The sequence below is a fragment of the Afipia massiliensis genome (assembly GCF_014203115.1).
Taxonomy (GTDB): domain Bacteria; phylum Pseudomonadota; class Alphaproteobacteria; order Rhizobiales; family Xanthobacteraceae; genus Afipia; species Afipia massiliensis.
Genome location: NZ_JACHIJ010000010.1, coordinates 48,692 through 72,198, shown reverse-complemented (window position 1 = coordinate 72,198; position 23,507 = coordinate 48,692). Strand labels below are relative to the sequence as shown.

General features: G+C 62.4%; 19 protein-coding genes and 2 pseudogenes. 11 read left to right on the top strand and 10 right to left on the bottom strand.

From position 1 onward, the window contains the following. Window positions 1-54 precede the first annotated feature (54 nt). The 3 genes and pseudogenes from HNQ36_RS24615 to HNQ36_RS26520 all read left to right on the top strand — a co-directional run bounded on the left by HNQ36_RS24615 (window position 55) and on the right by HNQ36_RS26520 (window position 4,466). Window positions 55-2,892 (top strand): cation-translocating P-type ATPase, encoded by a 2,838-nt coding sequence (locus HNQ36_RS24615; RefSeq protein WP_184090217.1) that lies wholly within the window; start codon window positions 55-57, stop codon window positions 2,890-2,892. 61 nt (window positions 2,893-2,953) lie between these two features. Then, window positions 2,954-4,009: pseudogene (locus HNQ36_RS24610) on the top strand (SLC13 family permease); the annotation flags it as partial. Between the two features lie 115 nt (window positions 4,010-4,124). Next, the gene (locus HNQ36_RS26520; protein ID WP_347340007.1) at window positions 4,125-4,466 is read left to right on the top strand and encodes an anion permease; all 342 of its coding nucleotides are present in this window, start codon (window positions 4,125-4,127) and stop codon (window positions 4,464-4,466) included. A gap of 346 nt (window positions 4,467-4,812) precedes the next feature. On the opposite strand, the gene HNQ36_RS26700 is transcribed toward HNQ36_RS26520, so the two are convergent. Both HNQ36_RS26700 and HNQ36_RS24600 read right to left on the bottom strand, forming a co-directional pair. Beyond that, complete coding sequence (locus HNQ36_RS26700; protein WP_184090214.1) at window positions 4,813-5,076, bottom strand: integrase core domain-containing protein; 264 nt, start codon at window positions 5,074-5,076, stop codon at window positions 4,813-4,815. Next, window positions 5,018-5,542: a hypothetical protein gene (locus HNQ36_RS24600; protein ID WP_184090211.1), complete on the bottom strand. Its 525-nt coding sequence runs from the start codon at window positions 5,540-5,542 to the stop codon at window positions 5,018-5,020. The genes HNQ36_RS26700 and HNQ36_RS24600 overlap by 59 nt, the downstream gene beginning before the upstream one ends. A 191-nt stretch (window positions 5,543-5,733) precedes the next feature. On the opposite strand from HNQ36_RS24600, the gene HNQ36_RS24595 reads away from it, so the two are divergent. Beyond that, window positions 5,734-5,976: a hypothetical protein gene (locus tag HNQ36_RS24595; protein WP_184090208.1), complete on the top strand. Its 243-nt coding sequence runs from the start codon at window positions 5,734-5,736 to the stop codon at window positions 5,974-5,976. Window positions 5,977-6,362: 386 nt separating this feature from the next. On the opposite strand, the gene HNQ36_RS24585 is transcribed toward HNQ36_RS24595, so the two are convergent. The 8 genes and pseudogenes from HNQ36_RS24585 to HNQ36_RS24550 all read right to left on the bottom strand — a co-directional run bounded on the left by HNQ36_RS24585 (window position 6,363) and on the right by HNQ36_RS24550 (window position 14,536). Further along, window positions 6,363-6,845: a DUF411 domain-containing protein gene (locus HNQ36_RS24585; RefSeq protein WP_184090202.1), complete on the bottom strand. Its 483-nt coding sequence runs from the start codon at window positions 6,843-6,845 to the stop codon at window positions 6,363-6,365. Window positions 6,846-6,915: 70 nt separating this feature from the next. After that, window positions 6,916-7,601 (bottom strand): annotated as a pseudogene (locus tag HNQ36_RS24580) (efflux RND transporter permease subunit); the annotation flags it as partial. A 261-nt stretch (window positions 7,602-7,862) separates the two neighbouring features. Then, window positions 7,863-8,348: a cupredoxin domain-containing protein gene (locus tag HNQ36_RS24575; RefSeq protein WP_184090200.1), complete on the bottom strand. Its 486-nt coding sequence runs from the start codon at window positions 8,346-8,348 to the stop codon at window positions 7,863-7,865. 68 nt (window positions 8,349-8,416) lie between these two features. Beyond that, window positions 8,417-8,782 (bottom strand): hypothetical protein, encoded by a 366-nt coding sequence (locus HNQ36_RS24570; protein ID WP_430641409.1) that lies wholly within the window; start codon window positions 8,780-8,782, stop codon window positions 8,417-8,419. 21 nt (window positions 8,783-8,803) lie between these two features. After that, on the bottom strand, window positions 8,804-11,935 hold the full coding sequence (locus tag HNQ36_RS24565) for an efflux RND transporter permease subunit (protein ID WP_184090195.1): 3,132 nt from the start codon (window positions 11,933-11,935) through the stop codon (window positions 8,804-8,806). Window positions 11,936-11,947: 12 nt separating this feature from the next. Then, on the bottom strand, window positions 11,948-13,636 hold the full coding sequence (locus HNQ36_RS24560; protein ID WP_184090191.1) for an efflux RND transporter periplasmic adaptor subunit: 1,689 nt from the start codon (window positions 13,634-13,636) through the stop codon (window positions 11,948-11,950). 76 nt (window positions 13,637-13,712) lie between these two features. Then, entirely contained in the window at window positions 13,713-14,180 is a 468-nt protein-coding gene (locus tag HNQ36_RS25990) for a hypothetical protein (protein ID WP_210312199.1), read from the bottom strand. 80 nt (window positions 14,181-14,260) lie between these two features. Further along, the gene (locus HNQ36_RS24550) at window positions 14,261-14,536 is read right to left on the bottom strand and encodes a metal-sensitive transcriptional regulator (protein WP_184090273.1); all 276 of its coding nucleotides are present in this window, start codon (window positions 14,534-14,536) and stop codon (window positions 14,261-14,263) included. A 55-nt stretch (window positions 14,537-14,591) separates the two neighbouring features. On the opposite strand from HNQ36_RS24550, the gene HNQ36_RS24545 reads away from it, so the two are divergent. The 7 genes from HNQ36_RS24545 (at window position 14,592) to HNQ36_RS24515 (ending at window position 23,431) form a co-directional block, all read left to right on the top strand. Beyond that, the gene (locus tag HNQ36_RS24545) at window positions 14,592-17,045 is read left to right on the top strand and encodes a heavy metal translocating P-type ATPase (protein WP_184090185.1); all 2,454 of its coding nucleotides are present in this window, start codon (window positions 14,592-14,594) and stop codon (window positions 17,043-17,045) included. Between the two features lie 205 nt (window positions 17,046-17,250). After that, a complete protein-coding gene (locus tag HNQ36_RS24540) occupies window positions 17,251-18,468 on the top strand; it encodes an OpgC domain-containing protein (RefSeq protein ID WP_184090182.1) in 1,218 nt (405 codons plus the stop codon). Beyond that, window positions 18,462-18,875 carry a DUF1622 domain-containing protein gene (locus tag HNQ36_RS24535; RefSeq protein ID WP_184090179.1) on the top strand — a complete coding sequence of 138 codons (414 nt, stop codon included), beginning with the start codon at window positions 18,462-18,464 and terminating at the stop codon, window positions 18,873-18,875. The genes HNQ36_RS24540 and HNQ36_RS24535 overlap by 7 nt, the downstream gene beginning before the upstream one ends. Window positions 18,876-19,111: 236 nt before the next feature. Beyond that, a complete protein-coding gene (locus tag HNQ36_RS24530; RefSeq protein ID WP_184090176.1) occupies window positions 19,112-19,801 on the top strand; it encodes a Spy/CpxP family protein refolding chaperone in 690 nt (229 codons plus the stop codon). 399 nt (window positions 19,802-20,200) lie between these two features. Continuing rightward, complete coding sequence (locus tag HNQ36_RS24525; RefSeq protein WP_246395527.1) at window positions 20,201-21,952, top strand: 2Fe-2S iron-sulfur cluster-binding protein; 1,752 nt, start codon at window positions 20,201-20,203, stop codon at window positions 21,950-21,952. Between the two features lies 1 nt (window position 21,953). Beyond that, on the top strand, window positions 21,954-22,658 hold the full coding sequence (locus HNQ36_RS24520) for an iron reductase (RefSeq protein WP_184090173.1): 705 nt from the start codon (window positions 21,954-21,956) through the stop codon (window positions 22,656-22,658). Next, window positions 22,655-23,431: a cytochrome c3 family protein gene (locus HNQ36_RS24515; protein ID WP_184090267.1), complete on the top strand. Its 777-nt coding sequence runs from the start codon at window positions 22,655-22,657 to the stop codon at window positions 23,429-23,431. The genes HNQ36_RS24520 and HNQ36_RS24515 overlap by 4 nt, the downstream gene beginning before the upstream one ends. Window positions 23,432-23,507: the final 76 nt, after the last annotated feature.

Here is a 23,507-nt window from a genome sequence, read left to right as displayed (position 1 = left end):
TCCGGCGGCCGCCTGTGCTTGTGATGAGTTAAGAACTGCGGCAGGATCGCTGCCATGACGGTCGACACGAAACTCGAAGACCCTTCGCTCCTCGATGCCGAAGCGGTGGCCCGGACACTGGGCACTGACCTCGAAAGCGGGCTCGGGACGGATGAGGCCGCTGCCCGCCTCGCAAGCGATGGTGCCAACGAGCTGCGTGCGGCCCCGCGCGAACCCACCTGGCGCCGCGTCCTCCGCCAGTTCCAGGATCCGCTGATCTACCTGTTGCTGGCCGCAGTGGCCATCGCCCTCGCTGCGTGGCTGATCGAAGGCAGGCATGGCTGGCCGGTGGATGCGATCGTGATCGCATTGGTCATCGTCTTGAACGGCGGGCTCGGCTATGCGCAGGAAGCCAAGGCCGAGAACGCGGTAGCCGCGCTCGCCAGCATGACCGCCGCAACGTGCTCCGTCTTGCGCAATGGGGGGCTGCTGCGCATTCCGAGCGCCGAACTCGTCGTCGGCGACGTGCTGGTGCTAGGCGAAGGCGACCTCGTCGGCGCCGATGCGCGGTTAGTACGGGCCGCTGCACTGCGTATCCAGGAGGCTTCGCTCACCGGCGAAAGCGAGGCGGTGCTGAAGGACCCCGCCACCCTGCTGATGCCGACGCCGCTCGGCGACCGGCTCGACATGGTGTTCAAAGGCACGGCGGTAGCACAGGGCACCGGCCGCGCAGTCGTCACCGCGACCGGCATGGCGACCGAGATGGGGTCGATTGCCAGCATGCTCGATGCCACCGTTGAAGAGCCCACGCCATTGCAGAAGGAGGTCGGCCGCATCGGCCGCATGCTCGGCATCGCCGTCGTCATCATTGCCGTCGTCGTGGTCGCAACGATCCTCCTGATGTCGGACATCCGCGGCCCGTCTGACCTGATCACCGTGCTGCTGCTCGGCGTGTCGCTGGCTGTGGCTGCGGTGCCCGAGGGGTTGCCGGCGATCCTGTCGGTGGTGCTCGCGATGGGCGTGCAACGCATGGCCAAGCGGCAGGCCATCGTGAAGAAACTGTCGTCGGTCGAGACCTTGGGCTCCGCTTCTGTGATCTGCTCCGACAAGACCGGCACGCTGACACGATCCGAGATGACGATCCAGCGCGTCGTGACGGCCTCCGGCGACACGCTCGTCACCGGCGTGGGCTACGCTCCCGAGGGCAAGGTCGAATTCGAGGGCGCAGAGATCGAGCCGGGCGCGTTGCTGAACGAGCAGATCGTGGTGCTCAGCGGCGGCAGCCTGGCGGGCGACGCCGACTTGCGCCAGGCAAACGATGGCCGATGGGAGATCCAGGGCGACCCCACCGAAGCGGCCTTCCTAGTCGCCGAGCGCAAGCTCGGTGCGACCGAGCGACGCGAGCATCGCTTCGAACGCATCGGCGAGATCCCGTTCACGTCGGACCGCAAGATGATGTCGACCATCGAACGCGACCGCGAGCACGGCGGCGAGATCGTCGTCATCACGAAGGGCGCCCCCGACGTACTGCTCGAACACTGCACGCGTGCACGCATCGGCATGGATGTGGTGGACCTCAACGACGAACTGCGATCGCGCGCGCTCGCCGCCGTGGCCCGGCTCACCGACGACGCCTTGCGCACGCTCGCGGTCGCCTACCGCCCGCTGGCTCCTGGCGAGCGTACCAAGGCTTCGCCCGACCTGGAGCGCGACCTGATCTTCGTCGGCACGGTCGGCATCATCGACCCGCCGCGCCCCGAGGCTGCGGTGGCGATCCGCGAGGCCAACCGGGCCGGGATCCGCGTGATGATGATCACCGGCGACCACCCGCGCACGGCGGCGCGCATCGCCGCCGACCTCGGCATCGTTGAGCCGGGCGCGAAGGCGCTGACCGGGGCAGAGCTCGATGAACTCGACGATTCCAGCCTCGCCGCGGCGGTGCGCGTGACCTCGGTCTACGCCCGCGTGGCGCCGGTTCACAAGCTGCGCATCGTCGATGCGCTGCAGGCCGACGGTAATATCGTCGCGATGACCGGCGACGGCGTCAACGATGCGCCGGCGCTGAAGTCCGCCGACATCGGCGTGGCGATGGGCGTCACCGGCACCGAGGTGACCAAGCAGGCGGCCAAGATGATCCTCGCCGACGACAACTTTGCCACCATCGTCGAGGCGGTACGCGAAGGCCGCGGCATCTTCGACAACATCCGCAAGTTCTTGCGCTACCTGCTGTCGTCCAACATGGGCGAGGTGCTGACCGTCTTCCTCGGCGTCGTCGGCGCCAGCGTGATCGGCCTCGCCGACGGCGGTGAAGCCGTGGTGCTGCCCTTGCTGGCAACGCAGATCCTGTGGATCAACCTCATTACCGACTCCGGCCCGGCACTCGCGATGGGCATCGACCCGGAGACCGAGGACGTCATGGCCCGCAAGCCGAGAAAGCCCACCGAGCGCGCGATCGACGCCCGCATGTGGTGGGGCGTGGTCTGGATCGGCCTGGTGATGGCGCTGGCGACGCTACTCACCATTGACCTGTACCTGCCAGGCGGGCTGATCGAGGGGTCGCAAGGCCTCGACAACGCCCGCACCGCCGGCTTCACGGTGCTCGTATTCGCGCAGCTGTTCAACTGCTTCAATGCGCGCTCCGAAACCACCAGCGCCTTCCACCACCTATTCGTCAATTCCTGGCTCTGGGGCGCCATCGCTCTGTCGCTCGTCCTGCAGGTGGCGGTGGTTCACGTCGGCCTGCTCAACGTGGCGTTCGGCACGGTGCCCCTGGCGCCTGCGCAATGGGCCGTCTGCCTGGCCATGGGCAGCACCGTGCTGTGGGTCGGCGAACTGCGCAAGCTGGCGCTGCGCGCGGGGAGCGCTGGTGTTGCGTACCTGAACAGCCGGCGAGGCGCGCGCCTCGTTGCTTGATTTTCATCAACTCGGACGAGGCTCTGCCCTCGTAGATTTCAAGTCGCACAAAAAGAGCCCCATGAACGCTCCAGCCGCCACCGCATCGCCTGCCACGCCCGCTTCCACCGTGAAGCGGGCCGGCCTCATCGCCGCGTTTGTGGCGCTGCTCGTTATCACCTGGTTGCCGGGCGCAGCGGGCCTGCCGGCGGCGGGGCAGGTGATGCTCGCCATCCTCGCCTTCGCGGTGATCGTGTGGATGACCGAGGCGCTCGACTACGCCGTGAGCGCCGTAGTCATCGGCACGCTGATGATTTTCTTGCTGGCCTACGTGCCCGATGCCGCCAAGCCCGGCAGCGCCGACATGGGCACCAGCGCCGCGCTGGGCCTGGCGCTGTCGGGCTTTTCCAGCAGTGCCGTGGCGCTGGTGGCGGCGGCCTGCTTCATCGCTGCGGCGATGACGGCCACCGGGCTGGACCGGCGCATCGCGCTGGTGGTGCTATCCAAAGTGCAAGCGCGCACCAACCACATCGTCATCGGCGCCATGGTGGTGGGCTTCCTGTTGTCGTTCATCGTGCCGAGCACCACCGCGCGGGTGGCCTGCCTGATGCCCATCATGATGGGCTTCATCCTCGCCTTCAAGGTCGACAAGCGCAGCCGCTTCGCCGCCTTGCTTGTCATCACCGCCGCACAGACGGCGAGCGTGTGGAACGTCGGCATCAAGACAGCGGCGGCGCAGAACATGGTGGCCGTGGGCTTCCTGGAGAAGCAGTTCGGTACCACCATCACCTGGACCGAGTGGTTCATCGCCGGCGCACCCTTCTCGGCCCTGCTGAGCGTGGCGCTCTACTTCATCATGACCCGCATGTTGAAGCCGGAGATGAGCGAGATCGCCGGCGGCCACGACACCATCCGCGCGCAGCTGGAGGCGATCGGACCGATGAGCGGCCGGGAATGGAAGCTCCTGATCCTGGTGCTCGCGCTGCTCGGCTTCTGGTCGACCGAGAAGGTGCTGCACGACTTCGATACGTCGTCGACGACCATCGCGGCGATCGCGCTGCTGCTGCTGCCGCGCATTGGCGTGATGGACTGGAAGGAATCGCAGCGCGGCTTTCCGTGGGGCACGGTGGTGCTCTTCGCCGTCGGCATCAGCGTCGGCTCCGCCCTGCTGAGAACTGAGGCCGCCGCCTGGTTGGCGCGGCCTGATCGTCGAGAACCTTGGCCTGCAGAACGCCAGCGCCTTCGCGATCCTGATGGTCATGTCGCTGTTCTTGATCTTCATCCACCTTGGCTTCGCCAGCGCGACGGCGCTCGCTTCGACCATGATCCCGATCATCATCAGCGTGCTGGGAGCCGTGAGCACGCCGGGTATCAACGTGATCGGCATGACCATGCTACTGCAGTTCGTCGTCAGCTTCGGCTTCATCCTGCCGGTGAACGCGCCGCAGAACATGATCGCTTACGGCACTGACACCTTCGAGGCGCGCGACTTCATCCGCACCGGGCTGGCCATCACGCTGGTCGCCATGCTGCTGCTGGTCGTCTTTGCGCTGACCTATTGGCCGTGGATGGGGTACATGACGAAGTCGATCTGACCTGTGTGTACCGAAAACCTTATCCGCGTTGATGAGGTGACGGAATTGCGTACGTTGGCGGAATGATCGGACTGCTGCGTTTCATTCTGGCCATATTTGTCTCGCGATTCAAGTCGAAGAGGCGGCTTGAGGCTGAGAATGCGGCGCTTCGGCATCAGTTGATCGTTTTGCGGCGCAGGATCCGTGGCCGACCCCGGCTCACGAATAACGACCGCTGGTTCTTGATCTAACTGTATCCCTGGTTTCCATCTATCCCGAGAAATTGCCTAGAACCTGGACCACAAAACGGGGCAGCTTCAAGCAATCCCTAAACTAACATTCCAAACGGACCACTCAGTGGTGCCGGTCACAGTCCGCCCAAGATTGGGCGACAAAGAATGTGCCCAGCGCGATCGACGGCGCGCGAGACCAGTGCATCTTTCTTTAGGGATAGATGCGTGCGGGCCCCATTGTAATATTTCATGTACGACAGCAGTAAGTGACTGAGATGGCGCTCCCCGAGCACAACAACGTGGTCAAGGCACTCCCGTCGGACCGAACCGATCAGCCTTTCAGCATATCCATTTTGCCAAGGGGAGCGCGGCGACGTTGGTCGATCGCGAATGCCCATCGATCGAAGTCTTCGGATGAAGACGTCGCCAGCCGCAGGCTTCCGTGAACTGATTTGCGATCCATTCTGCGGTCGGATGTGCTGTGACGCCGAACCATAAGATCTGTCGTCGGCCATGCCTCATGATCAGCAAGCCGTAGAGCAGACGAAATGAGATTGTCGGTACGACGAACAGATCCATCGCGGCGATGCCGTCGGTTTGATTGTGAAGGAAGGTCTTCCAGCCTTGGGATGGCGGGTCTCTTCGCTTGGCCATGTACTTGGCCACGCTGGTCTGTCCGATCTCGATGCCGAGCTTGAGGAGTTCTCCATGGATCCGCGGACTGGACACACAAGCGCACGCTAACCTCTTGACCGAGTGGCGGCCGCTGGTCGCCACGTCATGCTTAAGGTCAGCCATTGTTGCGACTGCTTGCGCATAACTGACCGGCACCTTAAGCACGGCAACCTGAATTGACTTGGCCAACCCCTCGCGCGGCGGGGGATGCTACCATGGCAGCGCCTGACAAGTCGACGAGCGCACCGGCGTTGCCGAGGTTGAGCGGCACCTCATCTCCAACTGGGGCGGCAGGCAATCGCAGCCTTTTTTGATCTAGGTCAATTTGCGATTTGGCCGGTCTGTTTTATTCGCACCATCCCAACCTGGAGAAAACAGATATGATTACCCGAAGCCTACTGATTGCGACTACCGCTCTTTCGCTCATCGCGCTGCCCGCAATCGCTCAGACCAAGAAGACCGACACTGAAAAGAACGGCCACCACTATAGCGGCGGACCCAAGACCGAGTCCCATCACATGGGCAAGAAGGGTACCGGCGCAAAAACCGGAAAATCTGGACCCAGCGGTAGCCATCACTACAGCGGCGGCCCGCGTGAGCCCCACCATATCGGGCCGAAATAAATCGGAACGTAATAGCAATCTGCTCGCGACCTACATGCGTCGCGGGCGGGCCGTTTCAGCCTTCGTTGTGGCTCCAAGAAATTTTCGGGCAGCAAAGTGATCGCGGGGCGGAATGGTTATGGGAGCAAGGCCCCACTCTCTGAGCTTCCTATTGCCTCGGAAGCTTGGTGTGCGAGAAACCTCACCTGAGCGTCGCACGGGCCGTGAATTGTACCTCATCGGCCGACACGGGCAGGCCAATTGATCTTTCGGTTGGCAAATTCACGATGCGCGGCATCGTCGTTTTCGAGCGCGGCTCGGCGCCGAACGCATCAAGCCGCACCTGGTCGAGCGGCCGGACTCCCACATCGATTTTCACATGCCAGCGGTGGCTTGCGCCGAAGAGATCAGCCGACCGACTGCTTGCCGATGAAGCGCATGAAAGGCCTTGAGCCGTCCGGCCCGAACAGCACGACCGTAAAGGATTGCGGCTGCCCACCCTCCATGCCGGGGGATCCGATCGGCATGCCCGGCACGGCGATGCCTTTCGCTTTCGGTCGCTCGGACAGCAGCCGCCGGACGGCCTCCGCTGGCACGTGCCCCTCAAGCATATAGCCGGCGACCTCCGCGGTGTGGCACGCAGCCAGGGTCGCCGGGATGCCAAGACGGGCTCGCACGGTCTTCAAGTCGGCGGCCTCCTCGACCCGCACCGCAAATCCGGCGTCCCGAAGGTGTTGTACCCAACTCGAACAGCAACCGCAGTTCGGATCCTTGTGCACGACAACCATCGTGTCGTCCGCAAACGCCACGGCGGCGGGTACTCCCAAGGCCGCTGCGGCCATCAGTCCGACGAGCGATCGGCGTGTCATCCAATACGCGCTCTCTACCATCTTTGTCTCCTTGACTCTCATACGGGGTCCTCCGCCACTCTGATCGTCCCGCTCTTTGAAGATGTTCGAGTCATGCTGCCTTTGGGCTGTCGCTCTTGTCGTCCTCCCACAGCCGATCAGTCGATTCCTCGCCTTGATGCAGGCCCCGCCCTTTCACCAGACCGAAGATGGCCGGTATCACGATCAGCGTCAGCAAGGTCGAGGAGATCATGCCGCCGATCATCGGCACCGCAATGCGTTGCATGATCTCGGACCCGGTGCCGGTATTTACATGATCGGCAGCAAGCCGGCCATGATGGCCACCACGGTGATCATTTTGGGCCGGACTCGCTCGACTGCACCCTCAATGATGGCTTCGTGGAGATCCTGTCGCGTGAAAGCGCGGCCCTCCGCGCTGCGCTTCGCTCTCATCGCTGCCAAGGCATGGTTGAGGTAGATCAGCATGATCACACCTGTCTCGGCGGCGACGCCCGCCAGCGCGATGAATCCGACGACCACGGCGACCGACAGATTGAAGCCGAGCCACCACATCATCCAAAGACCGCCCACCAACGCGAACGGCAGGGACAGCATGACAATCAGGGTTTCCGTGATGGACCTGAAGTTCAGGTACAGCAGCAGGAAGATGATCGTCAGGGTGACAGGTACGACGATCTTCAGGCGCGCCGCCGCGCGCTGCATGTATTCGAACTGGCCGCTCCAGACTACGTAATAACCCGCCGGGAACTGCACCTGGTCGGTCACCGCGCGCTGCGCGTGCCGGCAACGGCCGGCGCGCCCATCGGCAGCAGGGCCAGAGAAGCGGCAATCGCGAGTGCCAGGATAGCGCGGAAAAGTCGCATGAACTTAGCTACCTGCCTTCGTTCTGGGCCGCGGCAACCACCCAGCCCTGTTTGATACCATACTTCGCATCGGCGAGGAGCCTTTGACCCAGGTCAATATCCGTGACTTCTCAGTGCGTTGCGTTGTTCGCAGTTAACCACGTCCGCTCGGTTTACCCTCCGTGCTTGGAAAGCCTCACTTGACGACGATCGTCCCGGTCATTCCCGCCTCGCGGTGACCGGGGATCAGGCAGGCATATTCGAACTCGCCGGCCTTGGTGAACTTCCAGACGATCTCGCTGGTCTTCTTCGGAGCGAGTTGTCTTCCGTTCGGTTCCTCATGCGCCATGTCAGGGTGCTTCTTCATCTCTTCGGCGTGCTTGAGATTGTCTGCGGTGCTTGCCAGGACGAATTCGTGCTCGAGCTCGCCGTTGTTTCGCAGCACGAATTTGATCTGGTCGCCCTTCTTGATCTCAAGCCGCATCGGAACGAACACCATCTTTCCGTCCGACTCTCCCATCGTCACCTGAACGATCTTTGCGGGCTTCTTCGGATTGCCCGGCTCGCCGGCGGAGAATGTTGCGCTGTGGCTGTGCCCGGATGGCCCTTCGCCTGCCCAGCCACCTGCTGAAAGCAGTGTTGCGGCGACCAGTACGATTCCGCTCTTGGTCCAATTCATCATCTCTTAACTCCTTCGCGTTTGGTGTCTGGTTCGTACCGGTGCTGACTTGATAGTCGGCCGGTTTCATCTCAGTCGAATTTCGCCTGAATGGTTTTGCCGTCGGGACCCGTCAGTTGCACAACCCCTTTGAGCTGGTTTGGCAACGCGGCCGTCGCACTGCCGGAAAGGCGCGTGCCGTCTACGGGCGCCAGCACGATCCGCTGGGATTTGCCGTCGACAACGAGAATGGCCGTTCCCTTGAATCCCGATATCGTCACAGGTTTCTCGCTGGCGTCGCTGATGAACACACCGACGGTGTCGGATTTCAGGACCATCTCGACATGGTATGATCCCGCGTCGGTGACGCGGCCGCCATGCTTGCCCTTGGCGTCATGGGCCCATGCGGATCCAACCGAGATGAGCAGGGATCCGACCAATAACCATCTTGCGTACATTTCCATTCTCCGTTGCTGTGATCAAAAGGCTTCGGCTGACGAGGTTCCATGAGCGGAGCCCATGGAAGCGGCATCCCGCCGCAAGCGTTCGAGATGCTTTTCTCCGTACCTCAGGAACAGAACAGGCGTGAGAAACGTATCGAGCAGCGTCGCGCTGATGAGGCCGCCGAATATCGTGACGGCAACGGGATGAAGGATTTCCTTACCGGGCGTTGCCGCGTCGATGAGGAGTGGTACGAGCGCGACGCCCGCCGCCAGCGCCGTCATCAGCACCGGGGTAAGCCGCTCGAGACTGCCGCGGATCACGAGATCCCGCCCGAACGGCATTCCCTCCTGCAGCGCCAGGTTGATGTAGTGGCTAATCTTCAGAATTCCGTTGCGAGCCGCGATACCGGTCAGCGTGATGAATCCAACCATGGACGCGACCGAGAGCGGTTGACCCGTCCACCAGAGCGCGATCACCGCCCCGATCAGGGCGAGAGGCACATTGCCCATCACGATCAGGGCGAACAGCACCGATCGATAGCGATTGTAGAGAATGGCGAAAACCAGCGACAGCGACAGCAGCGAGAGTATCCCGATCGTCCGGCTCGCTTCCTCCTGCGCCTGGAAAGTGCCTTCGAGGCGCGTGTAAAAACCCTCCGGCAGCTTTGTCGAGGCCAGCACCTGCCTGATGGATTCGACGATTTGCGCCATGTCGGCGGTGCCGTTGGTATTGGCCAGTACGACCAGCCGGCGGCGACCGTTCTCGCGCAGGATCTGGTTCGGCCCCTCGGTCTCCTTGATGTCGGCAATCTGCCTCGCCGGAATCCACCCGCTCGGCGTTTCGATCAGCAGATCGCCCAGTCTTTGCGTGGTCCGAAGCCGGTCCGGCAGCCGCATGGTGACATCGAACCTGCGGTAGCCGTCGACGACGCGCGACACCACCCGCCCGTTCGAAAGCCGGCTGAGCTGCTCGACGACGGTTGCAGGCTGCACGCCATAGAGCGCGGCGCGGCCGTAATCGACACGGATTTCGAGCTGCGGGATCAGCACCTGCTTTTCAACCTGAAGATCGGCAAGCCCGGGGATGGCTGCCAGCCGGGTCCGGATCACTTCCGCGGCGGCGCGCAGCGCGTCCAGATCATCGCCGAAGATCTTCAGCGCAACCTCGGCACGGACCCCGGACAACAGATGATCGAGTCGATGGGAGATCGGCTGGCCGACATTGATCGAGGCCGGAAGAACCGCAAGGCGCGAGCGGATCTCCGCGATCACATCCACCTTGCTCCGCGATGATTTACTGAGGTCGACGTCGATTTCCGACGAATGCACGCCCTCGGCGTGCTCATCCAGTTCGGCCCGCCCGGTCCGTCGCCCGACCGTCTTGACCTCGGGCACCTCCATAATGAGGCGCTCAGCAATAAGGCCGACGCGACTGGATTCAGCGAGTGAGATGCCCGGATTGAACAGCATATTGATGGTGAGCGTGCCTTCGTTGAACGGCGGTAGGAAGGCGCGAGGGAGAAGAAACGCGGCGAACCCTGCTGTCGTGACGGCGAGGAACGTTATGACCATCAAAGCTCGCTGGTGGCGAAAGGCCCGTTCGAGTAGCGCAGCGTTGCCCCGCTTGAGCAGGCGCACCAGCGCACTGTCGCCATGATCGAGGCGTTTCAGCTGCGGCAGCATGTAGTAGGCCATCACCGGCGTCAGCGTGATCGAGACCGCGAGGCTGGCGAGGATCGAGATGATGTAGGCTTGGCCGAGCGGGGCGAACAGGCGGCCCTCGATTCCCGACAGCGCGAACAGCGGCACGAACACCAGCACGATGATCGCTGTCGCATAGACGATGCCGGACCTGACCTCCTGCGAGGCCGATACGATCACATCGAAGACCGATCGCGGGTGTTCCAGAGCCCGATTCTCGCGCAGACGCCTGAAGATGTTCTCCACATCGACCACGGCGTCGTCGACCAGCTCGCCGAGAGCGATGGCGAGACCGCCCAGCGTCATGGTGTTGATGGACAACCCAGCGAAGTAGAAGATCGTGGCCGTGGCCAGGATCGATACCGGGATCGCGGTCAGCGAGATGACCGTGGTTCGCCAGTTCAGGAGGAATGCGAACAGCACGACGGCGACGACGAGGCCGGCCTCCATCAGCACCTGTTCGACGTTGCGGATCGACGTCTCGATGAAGTCGGCCTGGCGGAACACGATCTGGTCGGCCTTGATGCCCTGCGGGAGCGACGCCGTGATCTCCTTCAGAGCCCGCTCGATCTCGCGTGTCACTTTGATCGTATCGACGTTGGGCTGCTTCTCGACGGATACGATAACGGCCGGCTTGCCCATGAAACCGGCTTCGCCGCGCTTCACCTTGGGTGCGAATTCGACCGTCGCAACCTGGCGCAGAAACACCGGCCCGCCATTCACCTGCGCCACGACCACGCCGCGAAGGTCATCCAGATTGGTGGTTCGTCCGATATTCCTTATCAGGTATTCGCGCGCGTGCTGGTCGGTGAACCCCCCACCGGTGTTGACGCCGAACTGGGTTAGCGCCTGTTCGACCTGCTCGTAGGTGACGCCGAGGCTGCGCAGCGCGGGCGGATTCGGCGCAACGCGATACTGACGGACCTCGCCGCCGATGGGGATGACCTGAGCGACGCCCGGGATCGTCAGCAGGCGGGGGCGAACGGTAAAGTCGGCGGCTTCGCGGACTTCCATCGCGGACGCCTTGTCGCTGGTCATCGCGACGAGCACGATCTGCCCCATGATCGAGCTGATCGGCCCGATTTGCGGCACGGTGTTCGAAGGCAACTGCGCTCTGACCAGAGAAAGCCGCTCGGCGATCTGCTGGCGGTTGCGATAGATGTCGGTTCCCCAGTCGAACTCGACATACACAATCGAGAGCCCTACGCCGGAAACGGAGCGCACTCGCGTCACCCCCGGAACGCCGTTCATTTGGGTTTCAATGGGAAAGCTGACGAGCTGCTCGACTTCCGGAGGCGCCAAACCCTCGGATTCGGTCATGATGGTGACGGTCGGCTTGTTGAGGTCGGGAAAAACGTCGACCGGGAGCCGGCTGGCGCTGAATATTCCGAGCAGCACCAGAACAAGCGAGGCCGCCAGCACCATGAGGCGATTGCGCAGCGACTGTGTGACGAGAAAGCGAAACATCTGATGTCCCCCTCAGCGTACCTGGCCAAGCAGTTCGGCGCCCTGAACGACAAGGCGCTTTCCCGCAGCGAGCCCTGTGGCAATGAAGACGCGATCGCCGTCGAGCGGTTCGACCCGCACCGGGCGCGGCTCGAATCGTTCAGCCGCGACATGCTCGTAGACCACATCCTGGCCGTTGGCATTGCGCACGAGCGCTGCCCGGGGAATCGCAAAGCCGGTCTTTTCCTCATCCGTGGTGGCGAGCACGGTGACGAACTGTCCGGCGCGAAGGCCCGCGACGTCGCCCTGCACCGCGAATTGAACCGGGATCGACTGATTGCGTCCGGCGAAGCCTGCGCCGCGGAAGGCGAGCGGATAGGTCCTGTCGTTGTTCAGCCGGGCCACCGCGCTCTGGACTCCGGGAAGTGTATCGAAGCTGAGCGCCTCTACCCACAGACGGGTGGGATCGACGATATGGAAGATGACCGCATTCGATTGGGCCATCTGGCCCGCGACGACAGTGCCTTCGGCCACGATGCCGTCTACCGGCGCGATCAATTCTTCGGGTTCGCGGCGCGACTTGTCGAGTGAGCCTCGCCTGTCTTTCAGTCCCTGCAGCTCGGTGCGGGTGTCCTCGAGCTGAGTGCGAGCAATTGCTCCACTCGGTACAAGGGCTTCGTACCGCGCCAGCCGGCGCTCCACGATGGAAATCTGCTGGTCCAGTTCGCCTTGGCGCTGGCGCATATCGGAGGCGTCGATGGCCTGCAGCGGCGGCGTCATATAGGCGAGAACATCGCCTTTTTTGACGGGGGTCCCCAGCCGCGGAAAGCCGTTCGGCGGAGGCGAAAGACGACCTCCGATCGACGATTGAACAAATCCGCTGGCATTCGGATCGGGGATGATCCGGCCGGGCAGTTCGACGACGCTGCGATGTGCGGCCGATTCGATTTTGGTGGTGCGGATGGCCAGAATTCGCTGCGTGCTCTTGGGCACGAATACGCTGCCGTCGGGCAGCCGCTGCGCTAGGTCGCGCACCGTCGGAGCCGACGTTGCCGGCGTACCATGGTCCTCACCCTCATGGGCGCGCGCTCCACCGTTGAACACGGCGAGCATCCCGGCAAGGATGAGGATCATCGCGGGCCGGCTCCTTCGCCACATCAACGTCATGACGACTATTCCCGCTGCAAAGCCGCCGAGGCCCGCCATCAACGCGGTCGGGACATTGCGAGATGACAGCTCCCGAATTTCGCCTGCCATCGCCGGTATGGAGAGTCCCGAGGACGTTCCGGCATTTCCGTTCAAACCGTCCGGCGGGATTGTGAGCGTAACGGGCAGCAAATCGGCGATGCCGTCCTTGCTGACCGTGAAGATCAGGTCATAAGAGCCCGGTTTGGCGGACCATGGCGCGGTGAGCCGGTAAGGCTCGGTGGCCATGGCGCGTGCGGGTTCTGGGCCTGCCGGCGTTTCGACTTCAATCGTCGCGCCGTCCACCTGTTCGTTGGTTGCAGACCGGTCGAGATAGATGACGAGTTCACCGGCACGGGCGGTTGCGACCAGCTCATAGAGTTCCGAGACCGCTTCGGCGCGAGGCGCAAGATTGGCGATCACTGCTGCCGGAGGCGGCGCGCCGTGGTCATGACCCTCATGGGCCAACAGCGATCCAACTCCCAAAAAGGAAGCAAAGGCTGCCGCGCAAATCGCGGCACGAAACAACGAAAACATGAGAAATTCCTCACCTGATAAGAAGCTTCATCGCGCGGGGTGTCCTGCGAAACAGGACCGCGGCGATGTCGTTTGCTCAGGCGAAGAGGCGAGGGGGTTTGCGCAGGCCTTGAGGGTCCACTTCCCGAACGAAAATTAGGCGTGCAAAACCCATGCGAAGCGCGCACGCTTTGGGAGGAAGGTCGGGCGAAATCTCCACCAGAGCGGCTCCGCAGCAGCCGGCAGATCCGCAGCAACCGATCACGCAGGCATCGGATACGGAAGCCGGTGCGCCCGGCCCGTTCTGGACCGCAGCCTCCGCCTCGGCAGCGGGTTGGGTTTGCACAGCCGGATTCACAGGCGCGGTTTCGCCGGAGGAAACCGCATGCGCGGTGCCTTCCGCCGCATCATGCCCGTGCCCTTGATGGCTGTGCCCTTGAAGATGGTGGCTATCGGGCGTGTGCCCGTGTCCGACATGGGCCTCGGCAGCGACCGACGCGAATTGAACGGCGATCAGCAGGATCGCCGCCCCAAACATCCGCAACAATGTGCCGATCAAAGTCATGCGCAGCTAATACCAAGGTCCGAGGCAAAGGAACAGTGATGGAGATTGCGGTAAATACATGGTCACAGCCTTGATCTTGATCAACGATCGGACCGCCCGATCACGGCCATTAGTTCCGCGATCTTCGCGCGCCGATCGGTCTTGTTGCCGCTGCTGATCGCGTGTTCGACACAATGCGACACGTGATCCCGCAACACTTCTTCCTCGACCCGCCGAAGTGCGGCTCGCACCGCCGAGATCTGGGTGACGATGTCGATGCAGTAGCGATCCTCGTCGACCATTTTGGACAGACCGCGGACCTGGCCTTCGATTCGGCTCAGCCGTTTTTGACAGGATACCTTGATGTCTTTTCGCATGGCGTCTATATACCTATACATGGTATGGGTTGCAAGTGGCCGCATGGAGAAACGCATGACCGACGCTCGAAACGCAAATACAGTCAATGATGCAAAGAGTTCCGGCTGCGGCTGCGGGTCCAAGATGGGGGCCGATCTTCCCAAGGAGACGTCGAAGACCGGGTGTTGCGGTGGCGACGGCCACGATCACGCAGGCCATGCCGATACCCATGCCCATAGCAACGCGACCGTGCGCGACCCCGTCTGCGGCATGTCGGTCGACCCCGCGACCAGCCAGCATCGGTTCGACCATGCCGGCAAGACCTTCCATTTCTGTTCGACCGGCTGCAGGACAAAGTTTGCCGCCGACCCAAATTCCTATCTCGACAAGACCAGCGTGAAGGCTGAGGTGCCGGAAGGCGCGATCTATACCTGCCCGATGCATCCGCAGATCCGCCAGGTCGGTCCCGGCAACTGTCCGATCTGCGGCATGGCGCTGGAGCCCGAGGTGGCCAGCCTCGATACGCCGCCCAATCCCGAGCTTGCCGACATGACGCGGCGCTTCTGGATCGGCCTTGTGCTCTCCATTCCACCGGTGGTCCTTGAGATGGGGGGGCATCTCGTCGGGGCGCATGGCTGGGTCGACCAGACCCTGTCGAACTGGATTCAACTAGCCTTCGCCACACCGGTGGTGCTCTGGGCGGGCTGGCCGTTTTTCGTGCGCGGCTGGCAATCGCTGCTCACACGCAATCTCAACATGTTCACCTTGATCGCCATGGGCACCGGTGTCGCCTATGTCTACAGCGTCATTGGAACCGTGCTGCCCGAAAGCTTCCCGGCCACCTTCCGCGGCCACGGCGGCGCGGTGGCGGTTTACTTCGAAGCCGCCGCGGTAATCACAGTTCTGGTCCTGCTTGGCCAAGTGCTCGAACTCCGCGCCCGCGAGTCGACGTCAGGCGCGATCAAGGCCCTGCTCGAACTGGCGCCGAAAACCGCCCGCCGCATCGGCGATGACGGTTCCGACCATGAAGTCGAGATCGCAAGCCTGCAGGTCGGCGATCATCTGCGGGTCCGGCCGGGCGAGAAGGTGCCGGTGGACGGCGTCATTCTCGAAGGCCGCTCCTCGCTCGACGAATCGCTGGTGACCGGCGAATCCATGCCCGTCACCAAGGAATCCGGCGGCAAGGTGATCGCGGGCACGCTCAACCAGTCCGGCGGCTTCGTGATGCGCGCCGATAAGGTCGGGCGCGACACGCTGCTTTCCCAGATCGTCAGGATGGTCGCGGAGGCGCAGCGCTCGCGCGCGCCGATCCAGCGTCTGGCCGATCAGGTCTCCGGGTGGTTTGTGCCGGTGGTCATTGTCGTTGCCGTCATGGCTTTCGGCGCCTGGGCCTGGTTAGGACCGGAACCGCGGATGGCGTACGGCCTGGTTGCCGCCGTCAGCGTGCTGATCATCGCCTGTCCCTGCGCGCTCGGCTTGGCCACGCCGATGTCGATCATGGTCGGGGTCGGCCGCGGCGCACAGGCCGGTGTACTGATCAAGAATGCCGAAGCGCTGGAGCGAATGGAAAAGATCGATACGCTGGTGGTGGACAAGACCGGGACTCTCACCGAAGGCAAACCGAAAGTGGTCTCGATCGTCCCCGCACCGGGTCACGATGAGAACGAACTTCTGCGTCTCGCCGCCACCGTCGAACGGGCCAGCGAGCATCCCCTCGCGGACGCCATCGTCCGCTCCGCCAATGATCGCAAGTTGGTCCTGGGCAAGGTCGAGGACTTCGATTCCCCGACCGGCAAGGGCGCGGTAGGCAAGGTCGACGGCAAATCCATCCTTCTGGGCAATGCGAACTTCTTGGCGTCTCTGGGTGTCGCGACACAGTCGCTGGAAGCGGAGGGCGAGCGCATGCGGGGTGAAGGCGCCACTGTGATCAACATGGCAGTCGACGGCAAACTGGCCGGGCTGTTCGCGATCGCGGACCCGGTCAAGGCGTCGACTCCGGCGGCGCTGAGGGATCTGAGAGCGGAAGGCGTCAAGGTGATCATGCTGACCGGGGACAACCGCACCACCGCCATGGCCGTCGCACGGCAGCTCGGGATCGAGGACGTCGAGGCCGAAGTTCTTCCGGACCAGAAAAGCGCGGTCGTTGCCAGGCTGCAGAAGGCCGGGCGGATCGTGGCGATGGCCGGCGATGGCGTCAACGACGCCCCGGCCCTCGCCGCTGCCGAAGTCGGTATCGCGATGGGCACTGGGACCGATGTCGCGATGGAAAGCGCGGGCATCACCCTGCTGAAAGGCGACCTGGGCGGCATCGTCCGCGCCCGCAAGCTGTCGGAGGCCACCATGAGCAATATCCGACAGAATCTGTTTTTCGCGTTTATCTACAACGCCGCCGGCGTCCCGATTGCCGCCGGAGTTCTCTATCCGACATTCGGGATACTGCTCTCGCCCATCATCGCCGCCGCCGCCATGGCCCTCTCGTCGGTGAGCGTCGTCGGCAACGCGTTGCGCCTTCGCGTGGCGAGCCTTTAGCGTCTAGCGTCCGTTGGCGAGGCGCAAAAAAGCCTGCATGACGCATGTCATGCAGGCTTTTTACGGGGCTGGCTACTTCCTCTCGCTTACTGGGGCGGATTAGAACGAAATGCAGGATGAATTTTTGACGTACATCAAACCTGAGCGGTTTTTTCGGCGGAATAGATTGGCGGGCTCTTCACCAGCACGCCCGGAACTGTAATCGATGACGCTGTTTGTTCCGTCGCTAGAGCGAGATTTGCGGCTCGATCTTTTTCGGGGATTGGCGAATTGGGCCATCTTCTTTGGCCACATTCCCGGCACGGCGCTGGCATGGTTGACCTCGCGCAACTACGGATTCAGCGACGGGGCCGATCTGTTCGTCTTCATTTCGGGCTACACCGCCACCCTGGTTTTCGGCAGGATGATGGTGCAACGCGGTTTCGTCATCGGCGCTACACGACTGCTTAGACGCGTTTGGCAACTGTACGTCGCCCATGTACTTCTGTTCATATTCTATCTCACGTCGGTCCATTACCTGGCACACCGCTTCGACATTCCTCACCTGATGGACCAGTTCAACGTTGCGCATTTGATGGAATTCCCGGTTGAGACGCTGACCGAAGGGCTCCTCTTAAAGTTCAAGCCGCTCAATCTCGATGTGCTCCCTCTGTACATCGTCTTGATGGGAGCCTATCCGCCGGTCCTGTGGCTCATGCTACGGCATAGAAACTGGGCGCTCGCCGGATCGCTGCTGCTTTATTTTTCCGCCAGATTTTTTCATTGGAATCTGCCCTCTTATCCGTCCGGTGACTGGTTTTTCAATCCGTTTACGTGGCAACTGCTGTTCGTATTGGGTGCATGGCTTGCGGCTGGGGGATCCCGGACCGTCCGTCCCATCGTGACTGCCCGGATCCCTTTGGTCCTTAGCGTCGCTTTCCTGCTGTTTGCGCTGGTGGCAACGCTCGCGACGCTTATTCCCGAGTTGGACGTCCCACTTGTAAGTCAACTGACGGCGGCATTCAGGCCCAACGACAAGACCAATCTTGCTCCCTATCGGGTCCTGCACCTTCTCGCATTGGCCCTTCTTGTCGTGAGGTTTATCCCGTTCGACTGGTCGGGACTTCGCTGGCCGGTATTCCGTCCGGTCATCAAGTGTGGCCAACAATCGCTGGAGGTATTCTGCGTCGGGGTTTTTCTTTCGTTTGTTGCTCACTTCGTATTGGACACCACATCGAACGCTTTCTATGTCCAGATGTTGGTAGGCACCGCTGGCCTGTCCATCATGACTGGTGTTGCCTACTATCGGTCCTGGTCGAAGAAGATCGATAAGCTCGCGATCACGGCGCCGCAAAGGCCTATGCCACCGACGGGGGGGGCAGCACCTTCTCCGCTCGGCCATGGCTGCGGAAAGCATGCAAGAGCCAAGGAGCCGAAATGCTGACTTCCGAGCTCGTCCTCAGCATGGAGGCCAGGGCCATCGTACTGCATACGCTCCATTGGATTGCGTCAATCGTGGAGGTCCTCGGGGTTGCAGTCATCATAGGAGGCGTGATCGCCGCGAGCATGTGGTCCGTGCAGCAGATGTATCAGGGTGAATGGCACGGCGCTTTCCGGTCCTATCGGGCGAATCTCGGGCGCGGGATCCTGCTTGGCCTCGAATTTTTGATCGCGGCGGACATCATTGGCATGGTCGCCATCGTGCCGACTTTGGAGCGGCTTGCGGTTCTCGGCTTAATCATCGTTATACGTACGTTCCTGAGCTTTTCGCTTCAGATCGAGATTGACGGCCGGCTGCCTTGGCGGCGCGAGCGCGCGGAGGCGAACGACCGGACAGACGGCGGCCTGTGACCGCCAGCTTGTTGCGGTACCACGGGTGGCGAGCGCTCGGCAGTTGGGCGCGTTAAAGGCGATCCGCAACGCCGCCACGGCTAGGAGGAGTCGACACGACAATCCAGTAAGCCGAACAATCATCAGCGATAGCCGTTTCGGTTTTTGACCCAAATCAAATCTCCGGACGGCCGTTGGGTTAGGGTTGCGGATCGCCGCTACGGCTCTTCGATCCGACGCATGCATGGAGAAATAGGATGAGTACGTTCCGCACACTGATAGGCGTCGCATCGGCGTTGGCGATCCTTGCTGCACCCCATGCCGGCAATTCGGCAGACGGCCAAACCCCCTCCCGGCTTCTTCTTGCTATGGACGACATGAAGCCGATGCAGCCGGACCCGATGGGGAAGCCAGGCAGCATGAACATGCCGGGCGGTCAGCCTCAAAAGGCGGGTCAGGACCGTAGGATGATGGACGATCGCATGAACCCGCCTGCGCAAATGCAGGAGAAGTGCCAAGGCTCGATGTGTCAGCCTCAGAACGGCATGATGATGATGATGGAGAAGATGATGCGGGGTCACATGGGCTCCATGCCGGGTATGGGTACCACCTCCGGCACAACGGACGTCACGGAGCGCATCGAGGGAAGGATCGCCTTCCTGAAGGCAGAACTGCAAATCACCGATAAGCAGCAGGCCGATTGGAATGCTTTGGCGGAGTCCCTTCGGTCGGGACGCCAGCATTTGGTCGATGCCCGCAATCTTCTTGTAGTGGACGACAAGACGAATTCCGCAGCCCGGATCGAACGTTATGAGCGCCACCTGGCCGAACGACTTGAGGCCGTGAAGTCGGCCCGAACGGCATTTACCAGGCTTTATCCTACGCTGAACGATGCTCAAAAACAGACTGCTGATACGATCCTGCTGCCACTGATCGCCACGTTCTGATAAAAGCGGCGGGTGCAGTCCATGCCAGAGCAAGTGGCGCGCAACATATTGGCGGCGGGCCTCCTAATCGCATGGGTCCATCCGGCCCTCAGTCATCTCGACCACACAGGCAACATCAACACCGCTCCGGATATTGCTTCGGCAGCGTCGAGCCTCCCATCGGGCTGGATCGGATCAGGCAGATCCCGTAACGATGATCGAGGCAGTGCGGTCGTTGCGCAGGCCCCTGATGGGCATTCTGAGCACCACCCGAAGGGCGGGGCGAGCACTCCCGACGCACCTGCGATGTCGCCGCCAGCCACCCCGCCGACTGCGCAGGGCAATTCACCTGTAGGCAGCCCGAGCCCGGCTCAGTCAATGCCTGGCATGGGCTCGGGCGCCCCCGGCGCGGGTGGCGCCATGGGCGGTATGATGGGCGGGTGCATGGGTGCGGGATGCATGGGCGCCCCCCGCAAGGAATTCTACGCGTCGCTGATGGCGATGCCGAACCTCTCTCCGGAACAGCGCCAACGCATCGAAGCACAGGCGCGCGCATGGATCAGCGCCGGGACCGAGGAGATAGCCAATGCTGAAAACGCACTTCGTCATGCGAACGCCGGAGGTGACACCAATGGCGCCGAACAGGCCGCCTCCCGCATGCGCGACGCGTTGGCTCAGGTGAAGAGCGGCAACACGATCCTTCGATCACTCGCCGAGGGAAAGCCGCCGCGGCAGATCGCGCTGGATTGGTTCAAGGGAGAGATGAACCTTGCGCCGGATACGGTAATTCACGACCAGGAGGGGCCGCTCGGTCTATCGTGGTTTCACCTGGTCACGATGGCGCTGGTGACGGCGTTCGCGGTGGCCATGCTGGCGATTTATCTTTCCAGAATGCGCCGGGCGAACGCCTTGATCGATCGGTTGACGAGCACCCGGCCCCCGCCCGCTACGCCGGCGCCTACGGCACCGGCATCCCCAGCGACGGGCTCTCCTGCGACGGCCGTCCCCGGCGCTGCGGGGACTGGCCCGGCATCATCGACCTCGACGGCGCCTGTCGGCTCACCGCGCACCGGGCTCTGGAAGGGCCAACTGAAGGTCGCCGCCATATTCCGCGAAACCCCTCAGGTGAAGACGTTTCGGCTAAGAGACCCCCAGGGGGGACCGATTCCGTTTTCCTTCGCCCCGGGGCAGTTCTTGACGTATTCGGCCGAGATCGACGGCAAGCGCGTCAGGCGGTCCTACACCATCGCCTCTTCTGCCGCCCAAACTGCTTACGTCGAGACCACGATCAAGCGAGAAGAGAAGGGCGTCTTCTCCGAATTCATGCACGACCAGATCTCCGAAGGAGACCTCATCGATGTGATAGCGCCTTCGGGCGTCTTCACTTTCACCGGGGCGGAATCGGACAGCGTCGTCCTGATTGGCGGCGGTGTGGGGATCACGCCGCTGATGGCCGCAATCCGTTACCTCGCAGACACTGCTTGGATGGGAGAGATCTACCTCCTCTATGGGGCCAAATCGACCGAAGAGTTCATCTTCCGCGACGAGCTCGAACATCGTCAGCGGAAAATGCGCAATCTGCACGTGGCCGCGACGATGGCACGCAGCGCGGGAACCTCGTGGATGGGGGCCGAAGGTCCGATCCACAGAGAATTCCTGATCCAGTCGGTGCCCGACCTTGCCAAGCGTCGTGTTCATTTGTGCGGTCCGCCTGGCATGATGCAGGCGATGAAGAAGCTTCTGGTGGATCTCGGGGTACCCTCGGAGCAGGTTAAGACGGAAGCCTTTGGTCCCGCATTGGGCGCGGTACCTCCTCCGGGCTTCACGGAGGTCGCCGAGATCCGGCCGGTCGCCGGCGCTACTGCGGCGGCGGGGACACCGCCCCTAGATGCGTCTGCAATCGGTCCGGCCACCGCCTCGCTCCGGTTTTCGAAATCGGACAAGGTCGCCCCGCTGCCGCCCGACAAGAGCGTGCTCGAGGTCGCCGAATCCGTTGGCGTTCCGATCGACTATTCTTGCCGGGTCGGCGTCTGCGGCGTTTGCAAGACCAAGCTTCTCGAAGGCAATGTGACCATGGAGGTCGAGGACGCCTTGACGCCGGAGGACACGGCGGACGGCATCATCCTGGCTTGCCAGGCGAAATCGATCGGCAATCTGGTCGTCGAGGCTTGAAATGAGCGAGAACGAACGCCTCACCGTTGGCGCGGTCCTCACCACCCTGCTTTTTCTGGTGCCTGCCTTCGTCCTCCACAGTTCGCCGCGGTTTGCCGGCAGCCTGTCGGGCTTTGTGCTTGGCGCCGCTGCGGCCGCCTTGATGCTGTCCCTGTTGGTCTATCCGGTCGCCAAGTACAGCATGTCCTTCAGATCGCTGATTGCGCGGCTTGCATCGATGCGGGCGCTACTCGCCTTTCACGTCTACGCCGGCGTCTTCGGCGCATTCCTGGCCATCCTGCACACCGGACATAAGTATCAGAGCCCGCTCGGCGTCGCCCTCGTTGTCAGCATGCTCCTGGTGGTCGTCACCGGGTTCGTCGGCCGCTACTATCTGCCGCAGACGTCGATCGAGCTACGGGAGGAGCAATCCCGGCTGGCCACCTTGCGGACCGCATATGATCAAACGGCGTCCGCTCTTGCGGACAGGCAATCGTCCGACGGTGAGGGGCCGCCACTACGCGATTCGATTGCGCAGGGTGTGCCCATCCTAAGGCTTGTGGAGGGCATTGCCGATCTCGAATACGCCATCGGGTCCCGCGAAGTGGTGAAGAGAATGTTCATGCCGTGGATCGTCGCCCATGTGACGACTGCAATCCTGATGTATCTGCTGTTGGCGCTCCACGTGGCCGGCGAGATCTACTACGGGCTGCGGTGGATATCGTGAAGAAGCTTGGTCTTTGGTACACTGTGCTGATCACGATCGCCGTCGTAGGCGGCGTGGCCGCCGTGGTTTCTCTCTACCGATCGGGATCGGCTTCGATACCGGGTTGGCAGGCCGCCTTCCAGCCCGGCCCCCTTTCCGAAAAGCACCGCTTCCTGACGGGAAACTGCGAATCATGCCACACGCCGACGCGGGGCGTAGAGGCAGCCGCTTGCATCGGCTGCCATTCGACCGCCGCTGCCGACCTCGGCAAGCAACCGACCGCATTTCATGCCGACGTTCAGGACTGCCGCGGATGTCATGTGGAGCACGCCGGCGCCGTCCGTCCGACCAAGATGGATCACGCCGCACTTCTTAGAATTGGCTCACATCTCAAAGTAGGCGAGTGGGGTCATCCAAGCGTCCCCCGTCAAATGGTCGACGACTTGAAGGGCTTTCTTGGATTGCCGGTTTCACGGTTGGCCGAAAAGAACGGGCTGGACTGCGCAAGCTGTCACAGCAACCGCGAGCCGCATCGGGATCTGTTCGGCCGGGAATGCGGCAACTGTCATGAGACCGCCAGTTGGCGAATTGCAGGGTTCCTGCACCCCTCGCCGGCTTCCAAAAACTGCGCGCAATGCCATCAGGCGCCGCCAAGCCACTACATGATGCACTTCCAGATGATGGACAAAGGAATCACCGGCCAGGAGCACGCACAGGTCAATCAGTGCTTCCTGTGCCATCGGACGGATTCGTGGAATGACATCAAGGGTGTCGGCTGGTTCAAGCACCACTGAAGGACCTCGGAGCAGGGCAGACGCGTGCCACATCCAATTATCGATCTGACCGCAGTCAGCGATGTGCGTCGCCAGG